The organism is Desulfurivibrio modestus (assembly GCF_044068625.1).
Taxonomy (GTDB): Bacteria; Desulfobacterota; Desulfobulbia; order Desulfobulbales; family Desulfurivibrionaceae; genus Desulfurivibrio.
The window spans coordinates 79,161-101,965 of the sequence record NZ_JBIPKH010000006.1; the positions used below are offsets into that span (position 1 = coordinate 79,161).

Annotated in this window: 22 protein-coding genes and 1 tRNA gene; 20 read left to right on the forward strand and 3 right to left on the reverse strand. The window is 61.7% G+C overall.

The annotated features are described in order from the left end of the window. The first annotated feature begins 1 nt into the window (after position 1). From ACHHRT_RS05645 to ppc, 4 genes are read left to right on the forward strand one after another with little or no spacing between them, the layout of a single operon-like run. Positions 2 to 1,270 carry a hypothetical protein gene (locus tag ACHHRT_RS05645; protein ID WP_395498583.1) on the forward strand — a complete coding sequence of 423 codons (1,269 nt, stop codon included), beginning with the start codon at positions 2 to 4 and terminating at the stop codon, positions 1,268 to 1,270. A 34-nt stretch (positions 1,271 to 1,304) separates the two neighbouring features. Next, positions 1,305 to 2,186 carry a cytochrome c3 family protein gene (locus ACHHRT_RS05650; RefSeq protein ID WP_395498585.1) on the forward strand — a complete coding sequence of 294 codons (882 nt, stop codon included), beginning with the start codon at positions 1,305 to 1,307 and terminating at the stop codon, positions 2,184 to 2,186. A gap of 49 nt (positions 2,187 to 2,235) precedes the next feature. Next, a complete protein-coding gene (locus tag ACHHRT_RS05655; protein ID WP_395498587.1) occupies positions 2,236 to 2,448 on the forward strand; it encodes a ferredoxin in 213 nt (70 codons plus the stop codon). Next, the gene (gene ppc / locus ACHHRT_RS05660) at positions 2,445 to 5,270 is read left to right on the forward strand and encodes a phosphoenolpyruvate carboxylase (RefSeq protein WP_395498589.1); all 2,826 of its coding nucleotides are present in this window, start codon (positions 2,445 to 2,447) and stop codon (positions 5,268 to 5,270) included. Before ACHHRT_RS05655 ends, ppc begins: the two co-directional genes overlap by 4 nt. Positions 5,271 to 5,293: 23 nt before the next feature. Here ppc and ACHHRT_RS05665 read toward each other — a convergent pair whose 3' ends face one another. The 3 genes from ACHHRT_RS05665 to ACHHRT_RS05675 are packed head-to-tail and all read right to left on the reverse strand — an operon-like array spanning position 5,294 to position 6,914. Next, on the reverse strand, positions 5,294 to 5,905 hold the full coding sequence (locus tag ACHHRT_RS05665) for a YqaA family protein (protein ID WP_395498591.1): 612 nt from the start codon (positions 5,903 to 5,905) through the stop codon (positions 5,294 to 5,296). Next, entirely contained in the window at positions 5,902 to 6,552 is a 651-nt protein-coding gene (locus tag ACHHRT_RS05670; protein ID WP_395498593.1) for a protein-L-isoaspartate(D-aspartate) O-methyltransferase, read from the reverse strand. The genes ACHHRT_RS05665 and ACHHRT_RS05670 overlap by 4 nt, the downstream gene beginning before the upstream one ends. Continuing rightward, the gene (locus ACHHRT_RS05675) at positions 6,549 to 6,914 is read right to left on the reverse strand and encodes a hypothetical protein (protein ID WP_395498595.1); all 366 of its coding nucleotides are present in this window, start codon (positions 6,912 to 6,914) and stop codon (positions 6,549 to 6,551) included. Before ACHHRT_RS05675 ends, ACHHRT_RS05670 begins: the two co-directional genes overlap by 4 nt. 241 nt (positions 6,915 to 7,155) lie before the next feature. Between ACHHRT_RS05675 and ACHHRT_RS05680 the strand changes: the two genes are divergently transcribed. From ACHHRT_RS05680 to rsmB, 16 genes are all read left to right on the forward strand, one after another. Next, positions 7,156 to 8,211, forward strand: coding sequence for a hypothetical protein (locus ACHHRT_RS05680; protein WP_395498597.1), 1,056 nt, complete (start codon positions 7,156 to 7,158; stop codon positions 8,209 to 8,211). 115 nt (positions 8,212 to 8,326) lie between these two features. Further along, positions 8,327 to 8,402 (forward strand) — tRNA-Phe (locus ACHHRT_RS05685). Between the two features lie 245 nt (positions 8,403 to 8,647). Continuing rightward, positions 8,648 to 10,726: an elongation factor G gene (gene fusA, locus ACHHRT_RS05690; protein WP_395498599.1), complete on the forward strand. Its 2,079-nt coding sequence runs from the start codon at positions 8,648 to 8,650 to the stop codon at positions 10,724 to 10,726. Positions 10,727 to 10,738: 12 nt separating this feature from the next. Beyond that, positions 10,739 to 11,446, forward strand: coding sequence for a hypothetical protein (locus ACHHRT_RS05695; protein WP_395498601.1), 708 nt, complete (start codon positions 10,739 to 10,741; stop codon positions 11,444 to 11,446). Between the two features lie 11 nt (positions 11,447 to 11,457). Further along, entirely contained in the window at positions 11,458 to 12,231 is a 774-nt protein-coding gene (hisA, locus tag ACHHRT_RS05700; protein ID WP_395498603.1) for a phosphoribosylformimino-5-aminoimidazole carboxamide ribotide isomerase, read from the forward strand. Positions 12,232 to 12,299: 68 nt separating this feature from the next. Continuing rightward, positions 12,300 to 13,193, forward strand: a complete 894-nt coding sequence (locus ACHHRT_RS05705; protein WP_395498605.1) for an HDOD domain-containing protein — start codon at positions 12,300 to 12,302, stop codon at positions 13,191 to 13,193. A 40-nt stretch (positions 13,194 to 13,233) separates the two neighbouring features. Next, on the forward strand, positions 13,234 to 14,154 hold the full coding sequence (locus tag ACHHRT_RS05710) for an MBL fold metallo-hydrolase (RefSeq protein WP_395498607.1): 921 nt from the start codon (positions 13,234 to 13,236) through the stop codon (positions 14,152 to 14,154). A 120-nt stretch (positions 14,155 to 14,274) separates the two neighbouring features. Then, positions 14,275 to 14,700, forward strand: a complete 426-nt coding sequence (locus ACHHRT_RS05715; protein ID WP_395498609.1) for a hypothetical protein — start codon at positions 14,275 to 14,277, stop codon at positions 14,698 to 14,700. A gap of 128 nt (positions 14,701 to 14,828) precedes the next feature. After that, positions 14,829 to 15,407, forward strand: a complete 579-nt coding sequence (locus ACHHRT_RS05720) for an RsbRD N-terminal domain-containing protein (RefSeq protein WP_395498611.1) — start codon at positions 14,829 to 14,831, stop codon at positions 15,405 to 15,407. A 6-nt stretch (positions 15,408 to 15,413) separates the two neighbouring features. Continuing rightward, on the forward strand, positions 15,414 to 16,466 hold the full coding sequence (gene dsrM / locus ACHHRT_RS05725; RefSeq protein WP_395498613.1) for a sulfate reduction electron transfer complex DsrMKJOP subunit DsrM: 1,053 nt from the start codon (positions 15,414 to 15,416) through the stop codon (positions 16,464 to 16,466). Between the two features lie 95 nt (positions 16,467 to 16,561). After that, a complete protein-coding gene (gene dsrK, locus ACHHRT_RS05730) occupies positions 16,562 to 18,184 on the forward strand; it encodes a sulfate reduction electron transfer complex DsrMKJOP subunit DsrK (RefSeq protein ID WP_395498696.1) in 1,623 nt (540 codons plus the stop codon). Positions 18,185 to 18,187: 3 nt separating this feature from the next. After that, complete coding sequence (gene dsrJ / locus ACHHRT_RS05735) at positions 18,188 to 18,571, forward strand: sulfate reduction electron transfer complex DsrMKJOP subunit DsrJ (RefSeq protein ID WP_395498615.1); 384 nt, start codon at positions 18,188 to 18,190, stop codon at positions 18,569 to 18,571. A 2-nt stretch (positions 18,572 to 18,573) separates the two neighbouring features. Beyond that, the gene (gene dsrO, locus ACHHRT_RS05740; protein WP_395498617.1) at positions 18,574 to 19,392 is read left to right on the forward strand and encodes a sulfate reduction electron transfer complex DsrMKJOP subunit DsrO; all 819 of its coding nucleotides are present in this window, start codon (positions 18,574 to 18,576) and stop codon (positions 19,390 to 19,392) included. An 11-nt stretch (positions 19,393 to 19,403) separates the two neighbouring features. After that, a complete protein-coding gene (gene dsrP / locus ACHHRT_RS05745) occupies positions 19,404 to 20,585 on the forward strand; it encodes a sulfate reduction electron transfer complex DsrMKJOP subunit DsrP (protein ID WP_395498620.1) in 1,182 nt (393 codons plus the stop codon). A gap of 123 nt (positions 20,586 to 20,708) precedes the next feature. Further along, positions 20,709 to 21,461: a purine nucleoside phosphorylase YfiH/LACC1 family protein gene (locus ACHHRT_RS05750; protein ID WP_395498622.1), complete on the forward strand. Its 753-nt coding sequence runs from the start codon at positions 20,709 to 20,711 to the stop codon at positions 21,459 to 21,461. Continuing rightward, positions 21,458 to 22,801, forward strand: coding sequence for a 16S rRNA (cytosine(967)-C(5))-methyltransferase RsmB (gene rsmB, locus ACHHRT_RS05755; RefSeq protein WP_395498624.1), 1,344 nt, complete (start codon positions 21,458 to 21,460; stop codon positions 22,799 to 22,801). The genes ACHHRT_RS05750 and rsmB overlap by 4 nt, the downstream gene beginning before the upstream one ends. The last annotated feature ends 4 nt before the right edge of the window (positions 22,802 to 22,805 follow it).

Sequence of the window (22,805 nt, forward strand, 5' to 3'; positions counted from 1 at the left end):
CTTGACCATCTCCATGCGCAACCGACCGCTTTTAACCGCCTGTCTCCTCCTGTTCTTTGCCCTGCCGGCCCAGGCTGATGATGCCCTGATCTATATCCAGGAAGCGACGCCGGGGTGGAATCTTTCCGGGCGCTCCTCCAGTGAAATCCAGTGGCGCCATGAGAGCCAGCGGGAAGATGTGGTCCCGGTTTATCAGTACCTGTTGCTCAATCTCCGCCACTTTGACCAGGAGCTGGAGGAGCAGTACAGCTTTCACGCTTATGGCCGGCTGGGCACCGATCTGAAAAACGAGGATGACTATGTCGATTCCCGCCTCTACTATGCCTATTATCAGCAGCAGGGGGTGTTCGACCGGATCGATTTTCGCCTGGGTCGCCAGTTTATCGCCGTCACCGCCGGAGCCTCCCTGCTCGATGGCCTGACCGTGGATTATGCCCCGGGTGGCCCTTTCACCTTCAGCCTGTTCGGGGGTGGGGATGTCGCCTTCTATACCGGCTATTCCGCCAAGGACACCATCATGGGCGGCGAGATCCGGGGCCGTTTCAACGATGAGGCGCTGGTGGCCGGCATCTCCTACGCCCGGCGCCAGGAGGATGGCGACCTTGCCACCGAGCTGCTGGGGGCCGATTTCGACTACGGCTTCCGGCGGATGCTCAATCTCTATGGTGATCTCCAGTACGACCGCCTCTCCGATCGGGTCAGCTACGGCCTGTTGGGGGGCAATTACCACCGCAGCGATCGCTGGGGGCTCCGGGCCGAATATCTTTATTCCCTGCCGGTCTTTTCGGCCAGTTCGATCTATTCGGTGTTTGCGGTCAGCAAATACCAGGAGGCGATGGCCGAACTTAATTACTATCTCGGTTCCGGCCTGCGCGGCTTTGTCCGTTATGCCCGGGAGATCTACGAGGAGTTTGATGATGCCGATGTCGTTGAAGCCGGGATCGAAAAGATTCGCACCGCCCGCTTTTCCGGCTATCTGAGCGGCGTCTGGCGGCATGCCGGCGAAGGGCAGGATCTGCAGGGCACCCGGGTTCGGGTCGCCTGGCTCTTTAACCCCAGGCTGCAGGGGGGCATGGGCGCGGAGATCGACGTCCTGGAGCGGCGGTTGGATGAGTTCGAGGACAATACCTACAGTACCCGTTTCTGGGTGGACCTTACCGCCCGCTTGCGGCAAAATCTGGATCTGCTGACCCGGCTGGAACGGAGTGAAAGCAGTGGCTACTGGGGTTACCAAAACCGCGCGACCTTGCGCCTGAACGCCACTTTTTAAGAGGATCGCAGCTGTGATCGTGATAAAGTTGTCCATGCCGAGTCTCTTCTTTGCCCTGCTGTGGCTGCTGCCGTTGACCGCTTTTGCCCAGACCGAGGACTACCAGTTCACCTTTGACCACGATCAACATCGTTACCTGGTTTTCGCCGGTTCGCCCTGTACCACCTGTCACCTGCCGGACAGCCCCACCGTCACCCCCGAGCCGCGCTCCTGCAACCAGTGTCACGATCCTGAGTTTACCGAGCAGGTTAAATTTCCCGGAATGGTCAACACCCACGGTCCCCTCTGGGGCTTCAATCACGGGCCCTTCGCCAAAAATCGTCAACTTGATTGCGCCGGCTGCCACCAGCAAAACTACTGCCTGGAGTGTCACGTGCAGGGGCCGGCCCAGGAGATGGGCAAGTTCGGCGGCAGTCTGCTCAATGTCCATCGCGGAGATTTTCGGGTTACCCATCCGGTGGCGGCCCGGACCAATCCCCGGCTCTGTGCCAGCTGCCACGAGCCGGCCTCCTGTAATGCCTGCCACAGTGATTTCAGAAGTCGTACCAGCCATCTTGGCCGGGCCGCCAGCCCCTCCCACCGCCGGGTCTTCGGGCTTGGCCTCGACAGTGCCGATATTGCCGCCATCCACCAGGATTATCGCGGGTCGGGTTCACTGGAGCGTTGCGATGATTGCCACCGTTCCGGTACCGTGGCCCCCAGCATGCATGCCTGGGGACGGGAGCATGCCCGGGAGGCCCGGCGCAACCTGCAAACCTGCCAGGCCTGTCACCCCAGCGGCGACACCTGCATCCAGTGCCACAGCGCCAAAAGCGGCCCGGCCGGGGTCAACCCCCATGGTTCCAGTTGGAGTGCCACCCAGGCCGACAGGTTGCGCAAGGCCTCCGGCGGCGCCACCTGTATTCGCTGCCATTAGTCGGCGGGTTCTTCCGTCGGCAACTTTCTAAATCTTGTTAGGATTGTTTATGACTGATCCGCTGTTTACTATTGTTCTTGATACCCACGGGTGTAATGGTTGCGGGGGGTGCGTCGAGTTGTGCCCGGAGCTTTTTCGGATGGATGAGGCCGGTGAAAAGGCCGAATTGCTGGTGCTGCGGGCCCCCCTCAGCCCCGCCCTGGCCGAGGCGATCAAGATGTGCGCCCGCCAGTGCCTTGCAACGGAAGTTGCCGAGCCATGACCCCCTCCACCGGTTTTCTTCTAGACGAGCTTGGGGTTCCGGAGTCGGGCGCTTTGGGTTCACTTTCCAGCCAGGTCAGGCTGCTGGGTAGTGTCCTGGGCCGGATTATCCGGGAGTTACGGGGGGAGGAGATCCTGGCTCGGGTGGAAGAGTTGCGTCTGCTCTGCCGCCGGGCCATCCGGGAAAATCGACCGGAGCTGCGCCTGCGGGTGGCCCGGCTGCTTGCCGATCTCGATTGCCGCGAGATTGTGCAGGTGCTGCAGGCCTATACCGTCTTCTTTCACCTGGTTAACAAGGTGGAGCAGATGGAGATCACCCGATCGCGCCGCCGGGCCGGCGCTTTGGGCGAGCAGGGCGGCCCTCCCCGTGAATCGATCGAGGAGGCGGTGGCCGTCCTCAAGGAACAGGGTTTGACCCTGCCCCAGGTGCTGGAGCTGGTCTCCCGGCTCGATATCCAACCCACCCTCACCGCCCACCCCACCGAGGCCCGCCGCCGCAGCATCCTCTATAAGCAGAAGAGGATCGCCGCTCTGCTGGACCGTTTGGGAGCGGAAGAGGCCCCGGCCGAGGAGCGGGAAGAGATTCTCACCGAGATTGCCAACCAGATCAGCCTGCTGCTTGCCACCGATGATATCCGGATGGTCCGTCCCACGGTGGATGATGAGGTGGAGAGCGGCCTCTATTTTGTGCGCAACGCCATCTGGAACACCATCCCCAGAATTTACCAGGACCTGCGCGCCGCCCTCCAGCGGCACTACGGAGAGGCCCCCGCAGTCCTGCCCGCCATCCTGCGTTTCCGCTCCTGGATCGGCAGCGATCGGGATGGCAACCCCTTTGTTACCGCCCAGGTTACCCGCCGAACCTGGTTTTATCAGCGACGGGTGGTGTTGCGGCTCTACCAGGAGGAGCTGCGGGAGTTGCGCCGGGAGTTGAGTCTTTCCGGCCGCCAGCATCCGCCGGTGGCTCTGCTGCGCTCAATCGAGGAGGATGCCGCCCGCTTGTCCCTGGATGAAAACCGCAGCCGCCACTACCGCTATGAGCCCTATCGCCTGAAAATCAGCTATATGATGGTTCGTCTGCAGCAACTTCAGCGGCAGGCCGAGGAGCATCATTTGCCCGCTTCCGGGGCCGACGCTTATGACAGCCCGGCCCTGTTGGCGGATCTGCATCTGCTGGCCGAGAGCCTTAAGGAGAGCGGTTTCGGGCGACTGGTAAGCCATGGTCGCCTGGGGCGTTTGCTGATCCAGGTGCGGACCTTCGGATTTCATCTGGTGGCCTTGGATTTTCGTCAGCACAGCAGGGTACACGAGGAGGGGGTGGCCACCCTGTTGCGGCTGGCTGGGGTAACCGGCGACTACAGTGCCCTGGATGAAAAAAGTCGCCTGGAATTGCTGGCGGCCGAGCTGGCCAATCCGCGCCCCCTGTTGCCCCGGGGCTGCGAACTGCCGGCCGAGATCCGGGAACTGCTGGAGAGCTTTTTGCTGATCGGGGAGTTGCAAGGCCATGATCCGGCGGCCATGGGCAGCTATATCATCAGCATGACCCACGCGGTCAGTGATCTGCTGGAGGTGATGCTGCTGGCCAAGGAGGCGGGGATCTGGTCGCGGCGGGCGGGGATGGTGGTCAGCAGCCTGGATCTGGTGCCCCTCTTTGAAACCATCGAGGATCTGGGGCTGGCCGAACAGTTACTGCGCGGCATGTTTGCCAACCCGGTTTACCGCGCCCACCTGGCGGCCCGTGGGGATTTCCAGGAGGTGATGCTGGGTTATTCCGACAGCAACAAGGATGGCGGCTACTGGATGGCCAACTGGGCCCTGCACCGGGCCCAGGAGCGGCTGGGTTCGGTCTGTCGGGAGTACGGCATCGAATTGCGGCTGTTCCATGGTCGGGGCGGCTCGGTGGGCCGGGGGGGCGGCCGGGCCAATCAGGCGATCATGGCTCTACCGCCGGTGGTCCATAATGGGCGCATCCGCTTCACCGAGCAGGGGGAGGTGATCACCTTCCGTTACGCCTTCCCCGAAATTGCCCGCCGCCATCTGGAGCAGATCGTCAACGCCATGCTGCGGGCCGGTGCTGTCGCCGTTGATCGAAAAGCGGCAAGCGGTACCCAGGGGGGGGAGGTGGCCGCCTGGGGCGCGGTGGTGATGGAGCGGCTGGCCACCGCCGGGATGGAGGCCTACCGCAACCTGGTCCGCGCTCCCGACTTCTGGGCTTGGTACACCAGAATCACCCCCATTGAACAGATCAGCCGTCTGCCCATCGCTTCCCGGCCGGTTTCCCGGAAAGCGGCCGGCGAGGTGGACCTGGATGGCCTGCGGGCCATTCCCTGGGTCTTTGCCTGGACCCAGACCCGCTATATTGTGCCGGGCTGGTACGGTACCGGGGCGGCCCTGGCTTTGCAGCTTCAGGAAGAGGGGGGCGGGGAGCGACTGCGGCGGATGTACGAGGAGTGGCCCTTTTTCCGGATGGTGGTGGACAACGCCCGTCAGGAGTTGGCCCGGGCCCGGCTGGAGATCGCTAAACACTATGCCGAGCTGGCCCCCGGGGTCGGCGACAAGTTTCACCGCCAGATCGGTGATGATTTCGCGGCGGCCCGGACCGCCCTGCTGCAGTTGATCGGCGAACGGGAACTTTTGGACGCCGATCCGGTTCTGCAGCGCTCCATCGAACTGCGTAACCCCTATGCCGACGTACTCAACCTGTTACAGGTGGAACTGTTGGGCCGGTTCCACGCCTCGGGCGGCGAGGAGCGGGAGGCCCTGCGCGATGCCCTCTTCCTCAGCGTCAACGGCATCGCCGCCGCCATGCAGAGTACCGGGTAAATCGGCGGTGGGTTGACCCTGGGCTACAGGGCCTTGAAGGCGATGAAGCCCCCGATCAGCAGCAGCAGGAAGACGATGGTCAGCAGGTTGAAGTAGCGTTCGATGAAGGTGCGAATGGGGGGGCCGAAGTAGTAGATAAAGGCCGCCACCAGGAAGAACCGCGCTCCGCGGGAGAGCAAGGAAGCCAGGCAGAAGGTGGCGAAATTGATTTCGAAGGCCCCGGCGGTCAGGGTGAAGAGCTTGTAGGGCAGGGGGGTGAAGCCGGCGGCCCCCACCGCCCAGCCGTCGTACTGCCGGTAGAGGCTCTGCACCGCCGTGTATTGGTCGACCAGCCCGTACCAGGCCAGGATCTGGTGGCCGATCAGGTCCATGAAGAAGTAGCCCATTCCGTAGCCCAGGATCCCCCCCAGGACCGAACCCGCCGTGCAGATCAGGGCAAAACGGAAGGCCCTGGCCGGGATGGCCATGGCCAGGGCCATCAAAAACAGATCGGGGGGGATCGGGAAAAAGGAGGATTCCGCCACCGCCACCCCGAACAGCACCCAAACCCCGCCGGGCCGGGCCATCCAGCTCAGGCAGCGGTCGTAGGCCCGGCGCAGCAGGCCCGGAGCCTTGCCGTTATCGGGAGTGCTCATTCCGTCTTCCAGCCGTGGGCGCCCAGCAGCTTGACGAAACGGACCCGCTCCTCGATCCGGCTGGTGATCTCGCCAGCCTGTTTACGCAGGACAGTCAAGGCCTGGAGGTCGCGGTCGCCCACCGGCATAACCAGCACCCCGGGGTCGGCCAATTGCTCAGTCAGGGGCGCGGGGATGCTGGGTCCGCCGGCGGTAACGATGATCTTGTCGAAGGGGGCGTGTTCCGCCCAACCCTCCGTGCCGTCATCGGCCTTGCTGAGAATATTGAAAAGCTGCAGCCGGTCGAAGGTCCGCCGGGCCCGGGCCAGCAGGGGTTTGATCCGCTCCACCGTATAAACCTGACGGCAGATGGCGGCCAGGACCGCCGCCTGATAGCCGCAGCCGGTGCCGATCTCCAGCACCCGGTCCTCCTTGGTCAACTCCAGCAACTGGGTCATCAGGGCCACGATATAGGGCTGGGAGATGGTCTGCCCCTCGCCGATGGGCAGTGGGAAATCTCCATAGGCCTGGGGGCGCAGCGCCTCTTCCACAAAGAGATGGCGAGGGACGGCGGCCATGGCCGCCAGCACGGCGGGGTCATGGATCCCGCGGGGCAGAAGCTGCTCCTCAACCAGGCGAGCCCGGAGTTTTTCGTAGCCGTTTCTCATTGCCCTGGCCACGGTTGCTCGTTGTAGGCCCCGAACTCTTCCCGGGTCAGGGCCCGGTAGACGGCTTCGACCAGTCGGCCTTGGCGGAAGTTGGCCCGGGCCAGGTGAAACTCTTCTCGGCCCAGCCGGCTCCGGTGGCTTTCCAGGTATAGCCATTCTTCCCCGCCTTCCGGGGCCGGACGGCGAATATCCGGGGGACCCATGATCGCCATGACCTCCAGTTCGCTGTTCCCCGGGCTCAGGATGCCCACGTCGAACGCCAGGTGCCTGACCTGGTGTTGCCGGGACGCGCAGGCCGATAACGGGCCCAGCAGCAGGAGAATCAGGGCCGCGGCCAGGGATCGACAGATTATTTTTTGCATGGTTGCTCCTTGGGTCTGGCCTTGTTTTTGGTGCAGGCCGGGACTAACGCTGGCAAAATAGCCGGAGCGCCCACCTTTTGCAACCGTGGAAAGAGGAGGCCGTCACCCCGCCGCCGAAGAGGAGCCTTCGGTTAGCGATTTTCTTGACCGAGCGTCGGGTTTTGGGCTAAGCTGTCATGGTTCCATTTTTTTGTCGGTCCCGCCCCGCGTGGCATAAAAAAAGCATTGAGGGGGTTATTCGATGCGTTGTCCCAAGTGTGGTTACATCTCCTTTGACAGGGAAGAAAGCTGCGATAAATGTGGCCGCTCCCTGGCTGAAGTCGCCGCCGCCCTGGGAGGTCCTGTTTCCCGCGCGGTCTCCCCGGCTTTTCTGGTGGCGGTTCTGCGGCCGGCCGCGGTGATCGAGGATGATGCCGGGGGGCAATTTGCCCCTCTGGGAGTTGGCGAACCCGATGAGTTTGATTTGGGAGGCGAGGTCAGTGCTGAGGGGCTTGAGTTGAGCCCTGAAGATGCCGGCGGCGGTTTGGGGCTGGCGGCGGAGCTGGCCAGCGATGAATTCGACCTGGATGAGTTGGGGGCCGAGCCCGCTGAACTTGAGCCGGCTCCGGCCGCCGGCTCCGCCGCCGATGAATTGACTTTGGAGACGGAGGCGTCCGTCGGAGATGAGCTCGACTTAGGGGAACTGCCCGCCGCTGAAGATCAGTTCTCCCTGGAGGCATCCGGCATTGAATTGGGCCTGGAGGAGGAGCCAGCCGTTGGCGACCAGCTGGAGTTGGGTGAAGAGCTATCCGGCGATGAGTTTGACTTGGGAAATCTTCCCGCCGCCGAGGGGGCCGAGCGTTCCCCTGAGTCTGTGGCTCCCCCGGCTGAGGAACTGGATCTGGACGCGGTCGCCGCCCCCGCCGAACCCCCTGGGGCTGATGAACTGGAGCTGACCCTGGAAACCCCTGGGGCCGATGAGCTGGAACTCTCTTGGGAGCCCGGCGGTGACGAGCTGGAACTGGGCCTGGAGTCCGGGGGCGATGAACCGGATCTGGCGGCCGAGGAGTCGGGCCGGGAAGATGATGCCGATGGCCTCACCGACCTGATGGATCTGGTTTATGGCGAGCGGCAGGAGCAGTCCGGCGGCGGTGAGATCGAGGATATTGCCGGACTGTTTGATCAGCCCGCTGCCGGGGCAGCGCCCCCGCAGCCTCCTCCGGCCCCGGAGATTTCCGACTCGGGCCTCCGGCTGGAGAGCGATGACGAGGAACTCGACTTGGGACTTAGTTTGGAGGACGACGAGGAGCTTAAATAGTCCCCACTCCCCCCGGTTAGGGCCAGGGGCGCGGAAGGGGTTTGGCGGGGACTCGTAAAACTTCTTGACATTGCGGCCTCTTTTCAATAAATAGCGCATTCACTTTCAGCAACTTGCCGGGATAGCTCAGTCGGTAGAGCATCGGACTGAAAATCCGAGTGTCCCTGGTTCGAATCCTGGTCCCGGCACCAGTAATGCGAGGTCCGTTTCGCCCTCTTGCGGCGGGACGGACCTTTTTTCTCTGCGACCGCTAACGAGTCGGCTTTCCTCCCTTTTTACCTTTTACTCTTGACAACTCCGCCGGTCGACGGTAAAAGTCCCTGTTTCGTCAACAATGCTGTGCCTGGCGGCTCCGAATTGCGGGGCCGCTTTTTTTCCGGCTGACAAGCATAAACCGCATGAACAACGGATAACGGAATCAAACGAGGAAAGCACCATGAGAGACCTGGCCAAAGCCCGGAATATCGGGATCAGCGCCCATATTGACTCGGGCAAAACCACCCTGACCGAACGGATTCTCTTCTACACCCAGAGGATCCATGCCATCCATGAAGTGCGAGGCAAGGACGGCGTCGGCGCCACCATGGACTCCATGGAGCTGGAGCGGGAACGGGGGATCACCATCGCTTCGGCCGCCACTTACTGCGACTGGAAGGGATACTCGATCAATATCATTGACACCCCCGGCCACGTCGACTTCACCATCGAGGTGGAGCGGGCCCTCCGGGTGCTGGATGGCGCCGTCCTGGTGCTTTGCTCGGTGGGCGGGGTCCAATCCCAGAGTATTACGGTTAATCGCCAGATGACCCGCTACCGGGTGCCCCGGATCGCCTTCATCAACAAGTGTGATCGCACCGGAGCCAACCCCGACCGGGTTATCCAGCAGTTGCGGGACAAGCTCAACCTCAACGCCGTGGCCATCCAGGTGCCCATCGGTCTGGAGGCCGATCTGGCCGGGGTGGTGGACCTGGTCAGCATGAAGGCCCTCTACTTTGAGGGGGATAACGGTGAGATCATTCGTGAGGCCGATATTCCCGACAACCTGAAAGATGAAGCGGAAGAGAAGCGTGAGGCCCTGCTCGATGCCGCCTCGATGTTCTCCGATGAGCTGATGGAAGCGGTTCTGGAGGGCACTCCCACCGAGGAGATGATCCGCAAAGCCATTCGCAAGGGCACTCTGCGCCTGGAGTTGACCCCGGTAATGATGGGTTCGGCCTACAAAAACCGGGGGGTTCAGGCCTTGCTGGACGGGGTCGGTTACTACCTGCCCAATCCCACCGAAGTCGATAACTTCGCCCTCGATCTGGACAAAGACGAGGCCGAGATGCGGGTGAGTAACGACCCCAAGGATCCCACCGTGGCCCTGGCCTTCAAGCTGGAGGATGGCCGCTACGGCCAGCTCACCTATCTGCGGACCTACCAGGGCACCCTGAAAAAGGGTGATTCCATCGTCAATGTCCGCACCGGCAAGAAGATCAAGATCGGCCGCCTGGTCCGGATGCACGCCGACCAGATGGAGGAGATCGAGGAGTCGGGTGCCGGCGATATCGTGGCCCTCTTCGGGGTGGATTGCGCCTCTGGCGACACCTTCACCGATGGGACCGTCAACTACTCGATGAGTTCGATGCATGTGCCCAATCCGGTTATCTCGCTGGCGATCAAGCCCGTCGACAACAAGGCCCAGGTCAACATGTCCAAGGCCCTCAACCGGTTCACCAAGGAAGATCCCACCTTCAAGACCTTTGTCGATGCCGAAACCAACGAAACCATCATCTCCGGCATGGGCGAGCTGCATCTGGAGGTCTATATTGAGCGGATGAAGCGGGAGTACAGCGCCCTGGTCGAGGTCGGCGCGCCCCAGGTGGCATACCGGGAGGCGATCACCCAGCGGGCCGAATTCAACTACACCCACAAGAAACAGACCGGCGGCAGCGGCCAGTTCGCCAGGGTTGGCGGTTACATGGAACCCTTGGAGGAGGGCGATTACGAGTTCGTCGACAAGGTGGTCGGCGGGGTAATTCCCCGGGAATTTATCTCCTCCTGCGACAAGGGCTTCCACAAGGCCATTGAGAAGGGGGTGCTGATCGGCGCTCCGATCACCGGGGTGCGCTGCGTGATCAACGACGGCGCGGCCCATTCGGTGGATTCCTCCGATGTCGCCTTCCAGCTGGCCTCCATCGGCGCCTTCCGCGAAGGTTACCTCAAGGCCAAGCCGGTTATTCTGGAGCCGATCATGAAGGTGGCGGCGGAAGGCCCCACCGAGTTCCAGGGTTCGATCATGGGTAGCCTCAACCAGCGGCGGGGGATGATCATCGGCACCACCGAGGAGGAAGATTACACCGTGATCGAGGCCGAGGTGCCGCTTTCCGAGATGTTTGGCTATTCCACCGACCTGCGCTCCTTGACCCAGGGCAAGGCGGAGTTTACCATGGAGTTTGCCGCCTATCGTCCGGTGCCCAAAGGTGTCTCCGAGCAGCTGATCGCCGAGGCCAAAAAAGAGAAGGAAAAAAAGTAGGAGACCGCCGCCATGCTTAAGCAGGACTTGATAGAAAAAAATCCGATTCGCTATCTGAACACCGTGGAGGGCAAAGTTGACTCGCGTATGGGGTTGGTGATGTCCCGGGCCGGGTTGGGCAAAACCGCCATGCTGGTGCAGATCGCTCTTGATTCGCTGCTCCACGGTAAACAGGTGGTGCACGTCAGTGTGGGCCAGAGTCTGGAAAAGACCCGGATCTGGTATGATGACATCTTCAAGGATATCGTGGCCGGCTGCCAGCTGGACAATCCTTACGAAATCTACGACGAGATCATGCGCAACCGGATGATCATGACCTTCAAGGAGTCCACCTTCAACCGGGCGCGGCTGGAAGAGCGGCTCAATGATCTGGTCTACCAGAACATCATCCGGCCGGGCTGCGTGGTGGTGGATGGTTATGACTTCAACGCCGTGGACTACCAGGTGCTGGCCGACCTCAAGGAGATGGCCCAGGCCATGGACCTGCAACTCTGGTTTTCGGCGGTGAGTCATCGGACCGACGAGCGGACCAGCCCCGCCGGGGTGCCCGCCCCCTGTCACGAACTGGATGACCTTTTCGACACGGTGGTGCTGCTGCAGCCCGGCTCCGGCACGGAATGTATCGATCTCAATATCATCAAGGACACCACCAGTGGGGCGAGCGGCGGTCGGGCCCTCCAGCTTGACCCCATCACCTTCATGGTCAAAGAGGGCTGCTGAGCCGGCTGGCCATGAAGTTTAGGCCCTGTATCGATCTGCATGACGGTCGGGTTAAGCAGATTGTCGGTTCCACCCTGTCCGACAGCGCTCGGGACGCCCTGACCACCAATTTTACCTCCGAGCATCCCGCCGCCTATTACGCCGAAATGTACCGGCGGGACGGGTTGACGGGTGGCCATGTGATCATGCTGGGGCCGGGTAATGGGGCGGCGGCGACTTCGGCCCTGGCCGCCTGGCCCGGAGGGCTGCAGGTCGGGGGCGGAATCACCGCCGACAACGCTGCCGAATGGCTGGAGCGGGGGGCGGCGGCGGTGATCGTCACCTCTTATGTTTTTCGTGACGGCCGGGTGCTGGAGGAACGGCTGGAGCGCCTGGCGCGCTCCGTGGGCCGGGAACGGCTGGTCCTTGATCTCAGTTGCCGCAAGCGGGACGGGCGCTACCTGGTGGTCACCGATCGTTGGCAAAAGTTTACCGAGATGGTGGTGGATGCCGCCGCCCTGGACTATTTCTCCCGCTACTGCGCTGAGTTCCTGATCCACGCGGTGGATGTGGAGGGCAAGTGCGCCGGGGTGGCCGAGGATCTGCTGGACCTGCTGGGTCAGCATTCCCCCTTGCCCACCACCTATGCCGGCGGGGTGGCAACCATGGCCGACATGTATCGTATCCGTGAGTTGGGACGCGACCGGTTGGATGCCACCATCGGCAGCGCCCTGGACATTTTCGGCGGCAGTGGGGTAAAGTACCGGGAGGCGGTTGCCTTTAACGGGGGCCAGGCGGTGGAATAAGCCGCGGCGCGGCGGTGGGCTTTGCGGTTTCTGCCGCCCTGCTCCCTGTTCACTGACGAGGGGGGTGTGTGGCCGGCGAGCGGCAGGAAAAGCTGATTCGTGAATTTATCGATCGGATGCCGAGTCTCCCCACCACCGTCACCAAGGTGTTGGAGATCTGCAACCAGCCCGATACTTCGCCCAATGACCTCAATCGGGTTATCTATCTGGATCCGGTACTCACCGGCCAGGTTCTCAGGCTGATCAATTCCGCCTACTACTCCCTGCCCAATCAGATCGGCTCCCTGACCCGGGCCATCATCATGCTGGGCATCAACACCGTTAAAAATCTGGCTCTGAGTACGGCCGTTCTGGGCAGTTTGGGCCGGACCGATTCATTTCACGCCCTGGATATGGACCAGTTCTGGACCCACTCCCTGGGAGTGGGGGTCACCGCCAAGTCCCTGGCGGCCCGGCGGGGCATCGTCCGGCAGCAGCGGGAGGAGTTTTTTGTCGCCGGCCTGCTGCACGATCTGGGCAAAATTCCTTTAAACGCCTGCTTCCCGGAAGAGTATGGCCGGATCCTGGAGCTGGCCGCCACCAAGCGGGTGCCCCTGGATCGGGTCGAGGTGGCGGTTTTGGGCCTGGATCACTGCCGGGTGGGGCGGATGATCGGCGAAAAGTGGCAACTGAGTCCCGGCCTGGTGGAGCTGCTGGCCGGTCATCATCGCATTGTCGAGGCCGAGCGGGAGAGCCCCGAAGGGGAGAAGGCCGCCCTGACCGGCCTGGTCTCCCTGGCCGACGCCTATGTTAATCTGCTGGGCCTGGGGTCGGCCGGCAACCGCTATCCCGATCGGGAGGCCCTGAAGATTCTGGCCCGTACCTGGGGGGTCAACCGGCAAACCCTGACGGAATTGGATTCCGAGGTGCGCCAGGAGATCGAAAAGGCTAAGATATTCCTGGCGGTGGCCGCCGCCGCCTAGTTTGAGGCGGAGCCAGGTTGCAAAAAAGGAGGGGGCAGAAATGAGCATCAAGGTGAAATTTTGGGGGGTGCGGGGTTCGGTGCCCTGCCCGGGGCCGGAGACGGTCCGCTATGGGGGTAATACCGCCTGTATCGAAGTCCGTTTTCCCGAACTTGACAACCGCCTGCTGATCATCGATGCCGGCTCGGGCTTAAGGGGGTTGGGCAACCACATAATGGCCCACGATTTCAAACGGGGGGCTCTGGATCTCGCCATCTTTCTGACCCATACCCATTGGGACCATATCATGGGCTTCCCCTTCTTTGTCCCCATCTATGTGCCGGGCAACCGCCTCACCGTCCACGGCCCGGTCAGCTACGAGCAGGATACCCTGCGGGGGATTGTCGGCGGCCAGTTGACCTATCGCTATTTCCCGGTTCGGGAGGTAGAACTGGCGGCCGAGGTCGATTATGTCGAGCTCAAGGAGGGGCGGCTGGACCTGGGTGATGGCATTACCCTGGTGACCCGCTACCTCAACCATCCGGTTCTCTGCCTGGGCTACCGGATCGAGTATGGCGGCAAGGTATTCTGCACCGCCTACGACACCGAACCCTACCGCAACCTGTTTATCACCGATCCCGCCGATCCTTCCTATGATGAGGAGATGGCTCGGGAAGGGGAGGAGGTGGCGGCGGAGCAGAACCGGCTGGTGACCGATTTTTTCACCGGCGCCGATCTGTTGATTCACGACACCCAATACACCGAAGAGGAGTTTTTTCCGGCCAAGGTGGGGTGGGGCCACTCCTCCTTTGAGTACGCCTTGGCGGCGGCCTCCCGGGCCGGGGTCAAACGGCTGGCGCTTTTCCACCACGATCCCGACCGCAGCGATGATCAGCTGGACCAGCTGGCCCTGCGCTACGGGGGGCAGCGCGACGGACTGGAGGTGTTCTGCGCCCGGGAGGGGATGGAGCTTACCCTGTAGGAAGTCGTTGCAGCGGGAAAACAGTTAACCAGGCAGGTGATTATGCCGAAAGATTAAGCAGGAGGAGGCTTGCTGCCCGCGGCCGGGATCTGGGTCGCCAACCTTTTTGAGGCTGCTTGCATGGTTATCTCGGATGAATTCAAATTTCCCCGGGTTGTGCCGGTGGACCCGTTCCGCAAGGAACGCAAGGTGGAAGCGGTTTTTGCCATCCCGGCCATCGCCAGGATCGGGGCCTTCAAACAGGGCTGGAACCGCAACCGGCAAGAGGAGCGGCCGCCTCCCCGGCGGCATCGCCTGCGGCCGGAAGAGGAACATGAGGTGCGGCGGCAGGTGGAACAGGCCAATCGCAACTTTGAAAACCATGGAATTTTGTTGCGGTTGCTCCTCACGCGAACCGATGAAGGCTATCAGCTGGATGTTTACGACTGCACCGGTGACACGGAGTGCCGGGTGGCCAGCGACCTCCAGGTTACCTTCGAAGAGCTGCCGGCCCTGCTTCGCAACCTGGAAGAGGAGGCGGGACTGCTGATTGACACCATTACCTGAAATCCGTTTTTTTTGTCTTGAAATCCCCTGGCAAACATGCTACCAATGCCCCTTAAATTCTGAATGACAATTCAGAATGGCCGCTGGATAGAGGTGGGAGGCGGCCATAAGGGAGGAGGGAGAAGGGGATGCGGTTGTTTGAGTTCCTGCGGGACAACAAGGGGGATATTCAGGAGCGCTGGGTCAATCTGGTGCTGGACAGTTATTCCGAGGATGCCGCCGCCATCTTCAAACGAGAACAGGATCGCTTCGCCAATCCGGTGGGTTACAGCACCCGCCACACCCTCACCACTCTCTACTCTCTCCTTTTCGATCACGACACCCCCCAGTTCGATCAGTTGCGCCCGGCCCTGGAAGACTTTATCAAGATTCGGGCGGTTCAGACCTTCACTCCCGCCTCGGCGGTGGCTTTTGTCTATGACCTCAAGGGGGTGATCCGCAAGGCGGTCAGCCGCGACCGCGCCGTGGAAGCGGGCTCCGTTGACTGGGAGCAGCTCCACGACACCCTGGACACCGTGGCCCTTCAGGTTTTCGACCTCTATATGGCTTGTCGGGAGCGGCTCTACAAGACCCAACTCAATGAATACAAAAGCATGAATCATATGCTGACCCAGCACGGCTGCCCCGCGGCTGGTCTGGCCGATGATACCACGAAGTTAATGGCGGATGTTCATCCTCTTAATATTCACAGCAACGAAGCGAGGTAACGGTCAATGAGAGTCCTGAAAGCCCTGATCGCGGTCGTGGCATTGATCCTGGTCGCCCTGGTGGTGGCTCAGGTTCCCGGTGGGCAAAGCCTGCTTGGGATAGTGCTTCCCTACCTGGCATTTGCCATCTTCCTGGGAGGCTTTATCTACAAGATTGTGGAGTGGGCCAAGTCGCCGGTGCCCTTCCGCATCCCCACCACCTGCGGGCAGGCAAACTCCCTGCCCTGGATCAAGCAGAACAAGCTTGATTGCCCGTCCACCAAAGCCGGGGTGGTTGGCCGGATGGCCCTGGAGATCCTGCTCTTCCGCTCATTGTTCCGTAACACCAGGGCCTCGATCCATGACGGTCCCAAGCTGGCCTACGGCTCCAATAAATGGCTCTGGCTCTTCGCCCTGCTCTTCCATTACAGCTTCCTGGTGATTGTCCTGCGCCATATGCGGCTCTTCACCGATCCCGTTGCCTCCTTTATCCTGCCGCTGGAGTTTATTGACGGCTTCCTCGAGGTGGGGGCCACCACCATCTACCAGAGCAGCTTCATTCTGCTGGCGGCGGTCTCCTTCCTCTTCCTGCGGCGGCTGGTGCGGCCCTACCTGCGCTACATCTCCTTGCCCGCCGACTACTTCCCCCTGCTGCTGATCTTTGCCATCGGCCTGAGCGGCATCCTGATGCGCCATGTTTTCCGGACCGACGTGGTCACGGTCAAGGAACTGGCCGTGGGCCTGGCCACCTTTTCGCCCAGCATCAATGGTGAGATCGGGGTTATCTTTTTCGTTCACGTCTTTCTGGTCTCCGTGCTGATGGCCTACTTCCCCTTCAGCAAGCTGATGCACCTGGGCGGGATCTTCATGAGTCCCACCCGCAACATGGCCAACAACAGCCGGATGGTGCATCACGTCAACCCCTGGAACGACCCCAAGATCAAGCCCCACTCCTACGCCTCTTACGAGGACGAGTTCCGCGAGTTCATGGTTGACGCGGGACTCCCCGTGGAGAAGGAGTTGCCGGCCGCCGCTCCGGAGGAAGAAGCTCCGGCCGCCGAGGAAAACACGGATAAGTAGGGGTGCCAGGCAGACGGCTGCTCCGAGAGAAAGCCTTGTTTGCTAAAAACTTCAGATAAGGAACGACGACAATGGCAGATACCAAAGCAGCGGAAATGAAAGTGAAGGTGGTCAAGGAGCCGTCCCTGATGACCGGCGCCGTGCCCACCCGCAACTGGTGGGACGTGGAGGCGGTCTTCAAGCCCGGTAACTACTGCTATCCGGCCAAGAAGAGCATCGCCGAATACCACGGCAAAAACCTGCCCGGACTCTTCGGCGAGCCTCGGGAATGGGACGTGGAGAGCGACGACTGGAAGCTTCCGGAAAACTGGAAGGAGATCATCATCGACGGGATCAAGGAGCGGTTGGATAAATTCCGTTCCCTGAAGATCTTCATGGATTGCTGCGTGCGTTGCGGCGCCTGCGCCGATAAATGCCACTTCTTCCTCGGCACCGGCGACCCCAAAAACATGCCGGTGCTGCGGGCCGAGCTGTTTCGCTCGGTTTATCGCAACGACTTCACCCTGGCCGGCAAGATCCTGGGCGAGATCGCCGGGGCCCGGCCCATGACCTTCAAGGTCCTGAAAGAGTGGTTCATGTACTTCTATCAGTGCACCGAGTGCCGGCGCTGCTCGGTCTTCTGCCCCTACGGCATTGATACCGCCGAGGTGACCATGATGGGGCGCGAACTGCTCCATCTGGTGGGGGTCAACACCAACTGGATCCTGGAGCCGGCCGCCAACTCCAACCGCACCGGCAACCATCTCGGTCTCCAGCCCCACACCTTCAAGGAGAACGCCGAGTTCCTCCTCGATGATATCGAAGAGGCCACCGGGGTGCGGTTGCAAAATCTCAACTTCAACCGCAAGGGGGCGGAAATCCTCTTCGTCATCCCCTCGGCGGACGTCTTCGCCGACCCCGGGATCTTCACCTTCATGGGCTATATCCTGCTCTTCGAGCATATCGGCCTGGATTACACGATCAGTACCTACTCCTCCGAGGGCGGTAACTTCGGGTTGTTCACCAACAACCAGTTGATGAAAAAGCTCAACGGCAAGATGTACGCCGAGGCCAAGCGCCTGGGGGTCAAGTGGATTCTGGGCGGCGAATGCGGCCACATGTGGCGGGTGATTCATCAGTACATGGGGACCATGAACGGTCCGCCCGACTTCCTGGAGACCCCGCGTTCGCCCATCACCGGCACCGTGTTCGAGAACGCCGCCTCCACCAAGATGGTTCATATCAGCGAGTTCACCGCCGACCTGATCAAGAACAACCGGCTCAAGATCGACAAGAGCCGCAACGATCACCGGGTGGTGACCTTCCACGACTCCTGCAACACCTCCCGGGGCATGGGGCTGCTGGAGGAACCGCGCCACATCCTGAACAGCGTTTGCAACAACTACTACGATATGCCGGAAAACACCATCCGGGAAAAAACCTTCTGCTGCGGCAGCGGCACCGGCCTCAATACCGGCGAGATCATGGATCTGCGGATGCGGGCCGGCCTGCCCCGAGCCAACGCGGTCAAATATGTGGCCGAGCGCCATGGGGTCAACATGCTCTCCTGCGTCTGCGCCATCGACCGGGCCACCCTGCTGGCCCTTAATACATACTGGAACCCCGAGGTCGCGGTTTGCGGGGTATCGGAACTGGTCGGCAACGCCCTCATTATGGAGGGGGAAAAAGAGCGGGAAACTGACCTGCGGGCCGAGCCCCTGGCAGGAATGGAGGGTTAAAACATGTACGGCAGCGGACGAATCATCCCATCTCTGATAGTTTTTGTCGGTCTGATGACCTTTGCTATCTGGTACAACGCCGGCAAGGCCCAGCAGCCACCAGATCTTGAGAAACCCGCCGAGTATGAGGAGTGTGTGCGCGATACCCAGTTTATGCGGGAATCCCACATGGTCCTGCTCCACGAGTGGCGCGACGATATCCTGCGTAAGAGTGGCCAGCGCACCGGGGTTACCGCCAGCGGCCTGCGCTATGATCGCAGCTTGCAGAAAGGTTGCATGAACTGTCATGACGACAAGAAGAAATTCTGCGATGAGTGCCACAATTACGCGGCGGTTACGCCGGACTGCTGGGGATGCCATCTCGAACCGACCAAGGAGGCCAGATAAAGATGAAGAAGGACAGGCGAGATTTTCTTAAACTGGCCGGAGTTGCGGCAGCCGCCGGGATCGGCTCCACCTCCGCCTTTCAATCGTTGCTCGGCGGAGAGGCCGAGGCCGCCGGCTTGGCCCGCTTCGGTGCCGCCAAGAAGAGTACCGACGGCACCCGTTTGGGGATGGCGATCGATATTCGCAAGTTTGCCGAAAACCGGGGGTTGGCCCAACGCTGTATCGAGGCCTGCCACTCCATTCATAACGTGCCCGATTTCCGCAACGCCAAGGATGAGATCAAGTGGCTCTGGAACGAAAAATTTGAAAATGTTTTCGTTAAAGATACCCACCACCGCCAGAGCCCCGCACTGCAGGGCTTACCGGTTCTGACCCTGTGCAACCACTGCGACAAGCCCCCCTGCGTGCGGGCCTGCCCCACCAAGGCCACCTTCAAGAAGGAGGATGGGATTGTCGGGATGGATTACCATCGCTGCATCGGCTGCCGGTTCTGCATGGCGGCCTGTCCCTACGGGGCCCGGAGCTTCAACTGGCGCGACCCCCGGGGTACCGACGATAAGGACCGCCCCTTTATCCGCGAGTTGAACCAGAAATATCCGGCCCGGACCCGGGGAGTGGTGGAGAAGTGCAACTTCTGCACCGAGCGTCTGGCGGTGGGGGAACTGCCGGCCTGTGTGGAGCTGGCCGCCCCCCATGGCGCCATGTTCTTTGGTGATCTCAACGATCCCAATTCGGAAATCAGCCGGGTGCTGCGGGAGAAGTTCACGATCCAGCGACGCCCGTCCCTGGGAACCTATCCATCCGTTTTCTATATCATTTAAGGTGAGCCGTCATGATTGAAAAAGCACTACAGGGGAGTAAGGGATACTGGACCTGGGTCGCCTTTCTGCTGGCCGTGATGGCCATGGGTGGTGCCTTCTACGCCCAGCAGTGGAACTATGGCCTGGGGATCACCGGGATGAGCCGGGATGTGAGCTGGGGGCTTTATATCTCCCAGTTTACCTTCCTGGTCGGGGTCGCCGCCGGCGGTTTGATGCTGGTTTTGCCCTATTATCTGCATAACTATAAGGATTTCGGCCGGATTACCATCCTGGGCGAGTTCATGGCCATTGCCGCCGTCATCATGTGTCTGATGTTTATCATCGCCGACCTGGGCCAGCCGATGCGGGCCCTGAACGTGCTGCTCCATCCCACCCCCCAGTCCATGCTCTTCTGGGATATGATCGTCCTTAACGGTTATCTGGCCTTGAACCTGGTCTGCGGCTGGGCGATTCTCAGCGCCGAGTACAAGGGGGTCAAGTACGCCAACTGGGTCAAGCCCTTTATCTATCTTTCCATCCCCTGGGCTGTCAGTATCCACACCGTAACCGCTTTTCTCTATGCCGGTTTGCCGGGTCGTGACTACTGGCTCACCGCCATTCTGGCCCCCCGCTTCCTGGCCTCGGCCTTTGCCGCCGGCCCGGCCCTGCTGCTGCTGGTGGCCCTGATCCTGGAGCGCAACACCCTGTTCCGGGTGGGCCGGGTGGCCAAGGACAAGCTGGTAACCATCATCACTTACGCGGCGGTGATCAACTTTTTCTTCCTGGGTTGTGAATTCTTCTCCGCCTTCTACAGCCAGTATCCCAGTAAGATCTACACCAAGGCCTACCTCTTCTGGGGCCTGCAGCAGGGTGACACGGTTTATAACAACCTGGCGATCTACATGCGCCTGTCGGTACTGATCGGGATCATCGGCATCATTCTGATCCTGATGGCCCGCTCCCGCAAATCCGATATCATGCTGGGCCTCTCCTGCCTCTTGATCTTCCTTTCCCTCTGGATCGACAAGGGTCTGGGGATGGTGCTGGGCGGCTTTGTCCCCAATCCGCTGGGCGGGGTCACCGAGTACTACCCCACCGTCCAGGAGTTGGGGATCACCGCCGCCGTATGGGCCACCGGTTTTCTGATCCTGACCATCCTTTACAAGGTGGCGATCAGCGTTAAGCTGGAGCAGGAGTTGAAGCAACCATCATAAGCGGGACCCTGATTAGCGGGTTACATTGCCGTTACCTAGTTCAAGGAAGCAGGTTCGCCCATGGCGAGCCTGCTTCCTTTTTTGTCTCAGATCAGGCCGACTGCATCTGGGATTGGAAAATTTATGGGTCTGGAAATTCTTAGCTACCAGCAGTTTGCCACCATGGACCCCCCGTTACCCCATGGCTCCTTCGCCCGGGGCGGTGGGGTTAGTGTCGGCCCCTACGACTCGCTGAACCTCAGTTACGGGGTGGGGGACGACCCCGATAGGGTGGGGGAAAACCGCCGCCGGATAAGGGAGGCTTTGGGCTTGCGGGCCCTGGTCTCCTGTCGCCAGATCCACGGCACCGGAATCTACGTGCTGCGGGAGCCGCTGACGGCGGATCTGGAGGTGGCGGGTTATGACGCCCTGATCTCCCCCTGGCCCCAGATCGGCCTGCTGATCCAGCAGGCCGACTGCCAGGCGGTGATGCTCCACGACCCCCGGCTGGGGGTGGCGGCCAATATTCATGTGGGCTGGCGGGGCAGCGTGGCCAAGATCATCGCCCGGGTCCTGGCCCTGATGGTGGCGGAGTTCGGCTGCCGTCCCCGGGAGCTGGTGGCCGCCATCAGCCCGTCGCTGGGGCCCTGCTGCGCTGAATTCATCAACTACCGCCGGGAGTTGCCGCCGGAGTTCCATCCTTACCGGCTGGGAGCAGACCACTTTGATTTCTGGGCCATCAGCCGGGAGCAGTTGCGGCAGGAAGGAGTTCCGGACCAGCATATTGCAACGGCGGGGATCTGCACCCGCTGTAATACCAACTACTTTTCCCATCGCCGGGATGGCCGTTGCGGCCGCAACGGTTCGGTGATCGCCCCCCGGACCTCCAGCCCATGAGCCGACCCAAGAATATCCGCCACCAGGCCCTCATGGTGCTGCTGGCCCAGGCCGAGGAGGGGAAGCCGCTGGATCGGGTGCTGGCCCAACACCTGGTCCGTCACCCCCTGGCCGATCCCCGGGATCGGCAACTGCTGATGGCCATGGTCTATGGGGTCCTGCGCTGGCGGGGGGTGCTGGATGAGGTGGCGGCCCGTTACTCCCGTCACCCTTTGGCCAAGATGAAGCCCCTGACCCTGGCCGCCCTGCGCCTGGGGATTTTGCAACTGCTCTTTTTCGATCGGGTGCCGGCGGCGGCCGCCATCGACGAAACCATCAAGGCGTTGCAGGTGGTCCGCCAGCCCCGCTGGCTCACCGGCTTTGTTAACGCCCTGCTGCGGGCGGTGGCTCGTGATCGTGGCCAGATCAAGATGCCCGATGAACTGCACAGCCACCCGGAGTGGCTACGCCAACGCTGGCTGGCCCGTTACGGGCAGGAGAGCACCAGGGAGCTCTGCCGGATCAACAACCTGTTGCCCCCCTTGGTCTTGCGGGTTAATCTGCTGCGGACCACGGTGGCGCAATTGGCGACCCAGCTGGGCCAGGCAGGTATCGAAGTCGAACCGGGAGCTTTCGTCCCCGAGGCCTTGCTGCTCCCCTCCTACCAAGGGCGGATTGAAGAGCTGCCCGGCTATGGCCTGGGCTGGTTTGCCGTCCAGGACCAGGCGGCCCAACTGGTGAGCCTGCTGCTGGCGGGTGGCCCCACCGGCCGCTACCTGGACGCCTGTGCCGGGCTGGGAGGAAAAACCGCCCACCTGGCCCAACTGTTGCCGCCCGCCTCTCAACTGCTGGCCCTGGAGCCCCAACTGGAACGGTTTACCCTGCTCCAGGAAAATCTGACCCGGCTGGGGGTGGCCGCCCTGACCCGCCAGCAGAGTCTGGAGGAGTTTGTCGCTGATCGGTCGCGGGATGGCCATGGCGGTGGCGTATTTCAGGGGATCCTGGTGGACGCGCCTTGTTCAGGCCTGGGGGTGATCCGCCGCCATCCCGATATTCGCTGGAATCGGCAGGCGGCGGACCTGGCCGGCCAACAGGAGCGGCAGGTGGCCTTGCTGGGTCTTGCCGCCGAGCTGCTGATCCCCGGCGGGGTGCTGGTTTACGCCGTCTGCAGCCACGAGCCCGAGGAGAACGAGGGGGTGATTGCCCGCCTGCTGGCGGCGTGCCCCCACCTCACCTTGGATGATCCCCGTCCCCGGCTGCCGGCGGCGGCCCGCTCCCTGGTGGGGGAGGATCATTTTTTCCGCTCGCTGCCCAGCGCCGGGCTGGATGGCTTCTTTGCCGCCCGGCTGAGCAAGAATTAAGGAG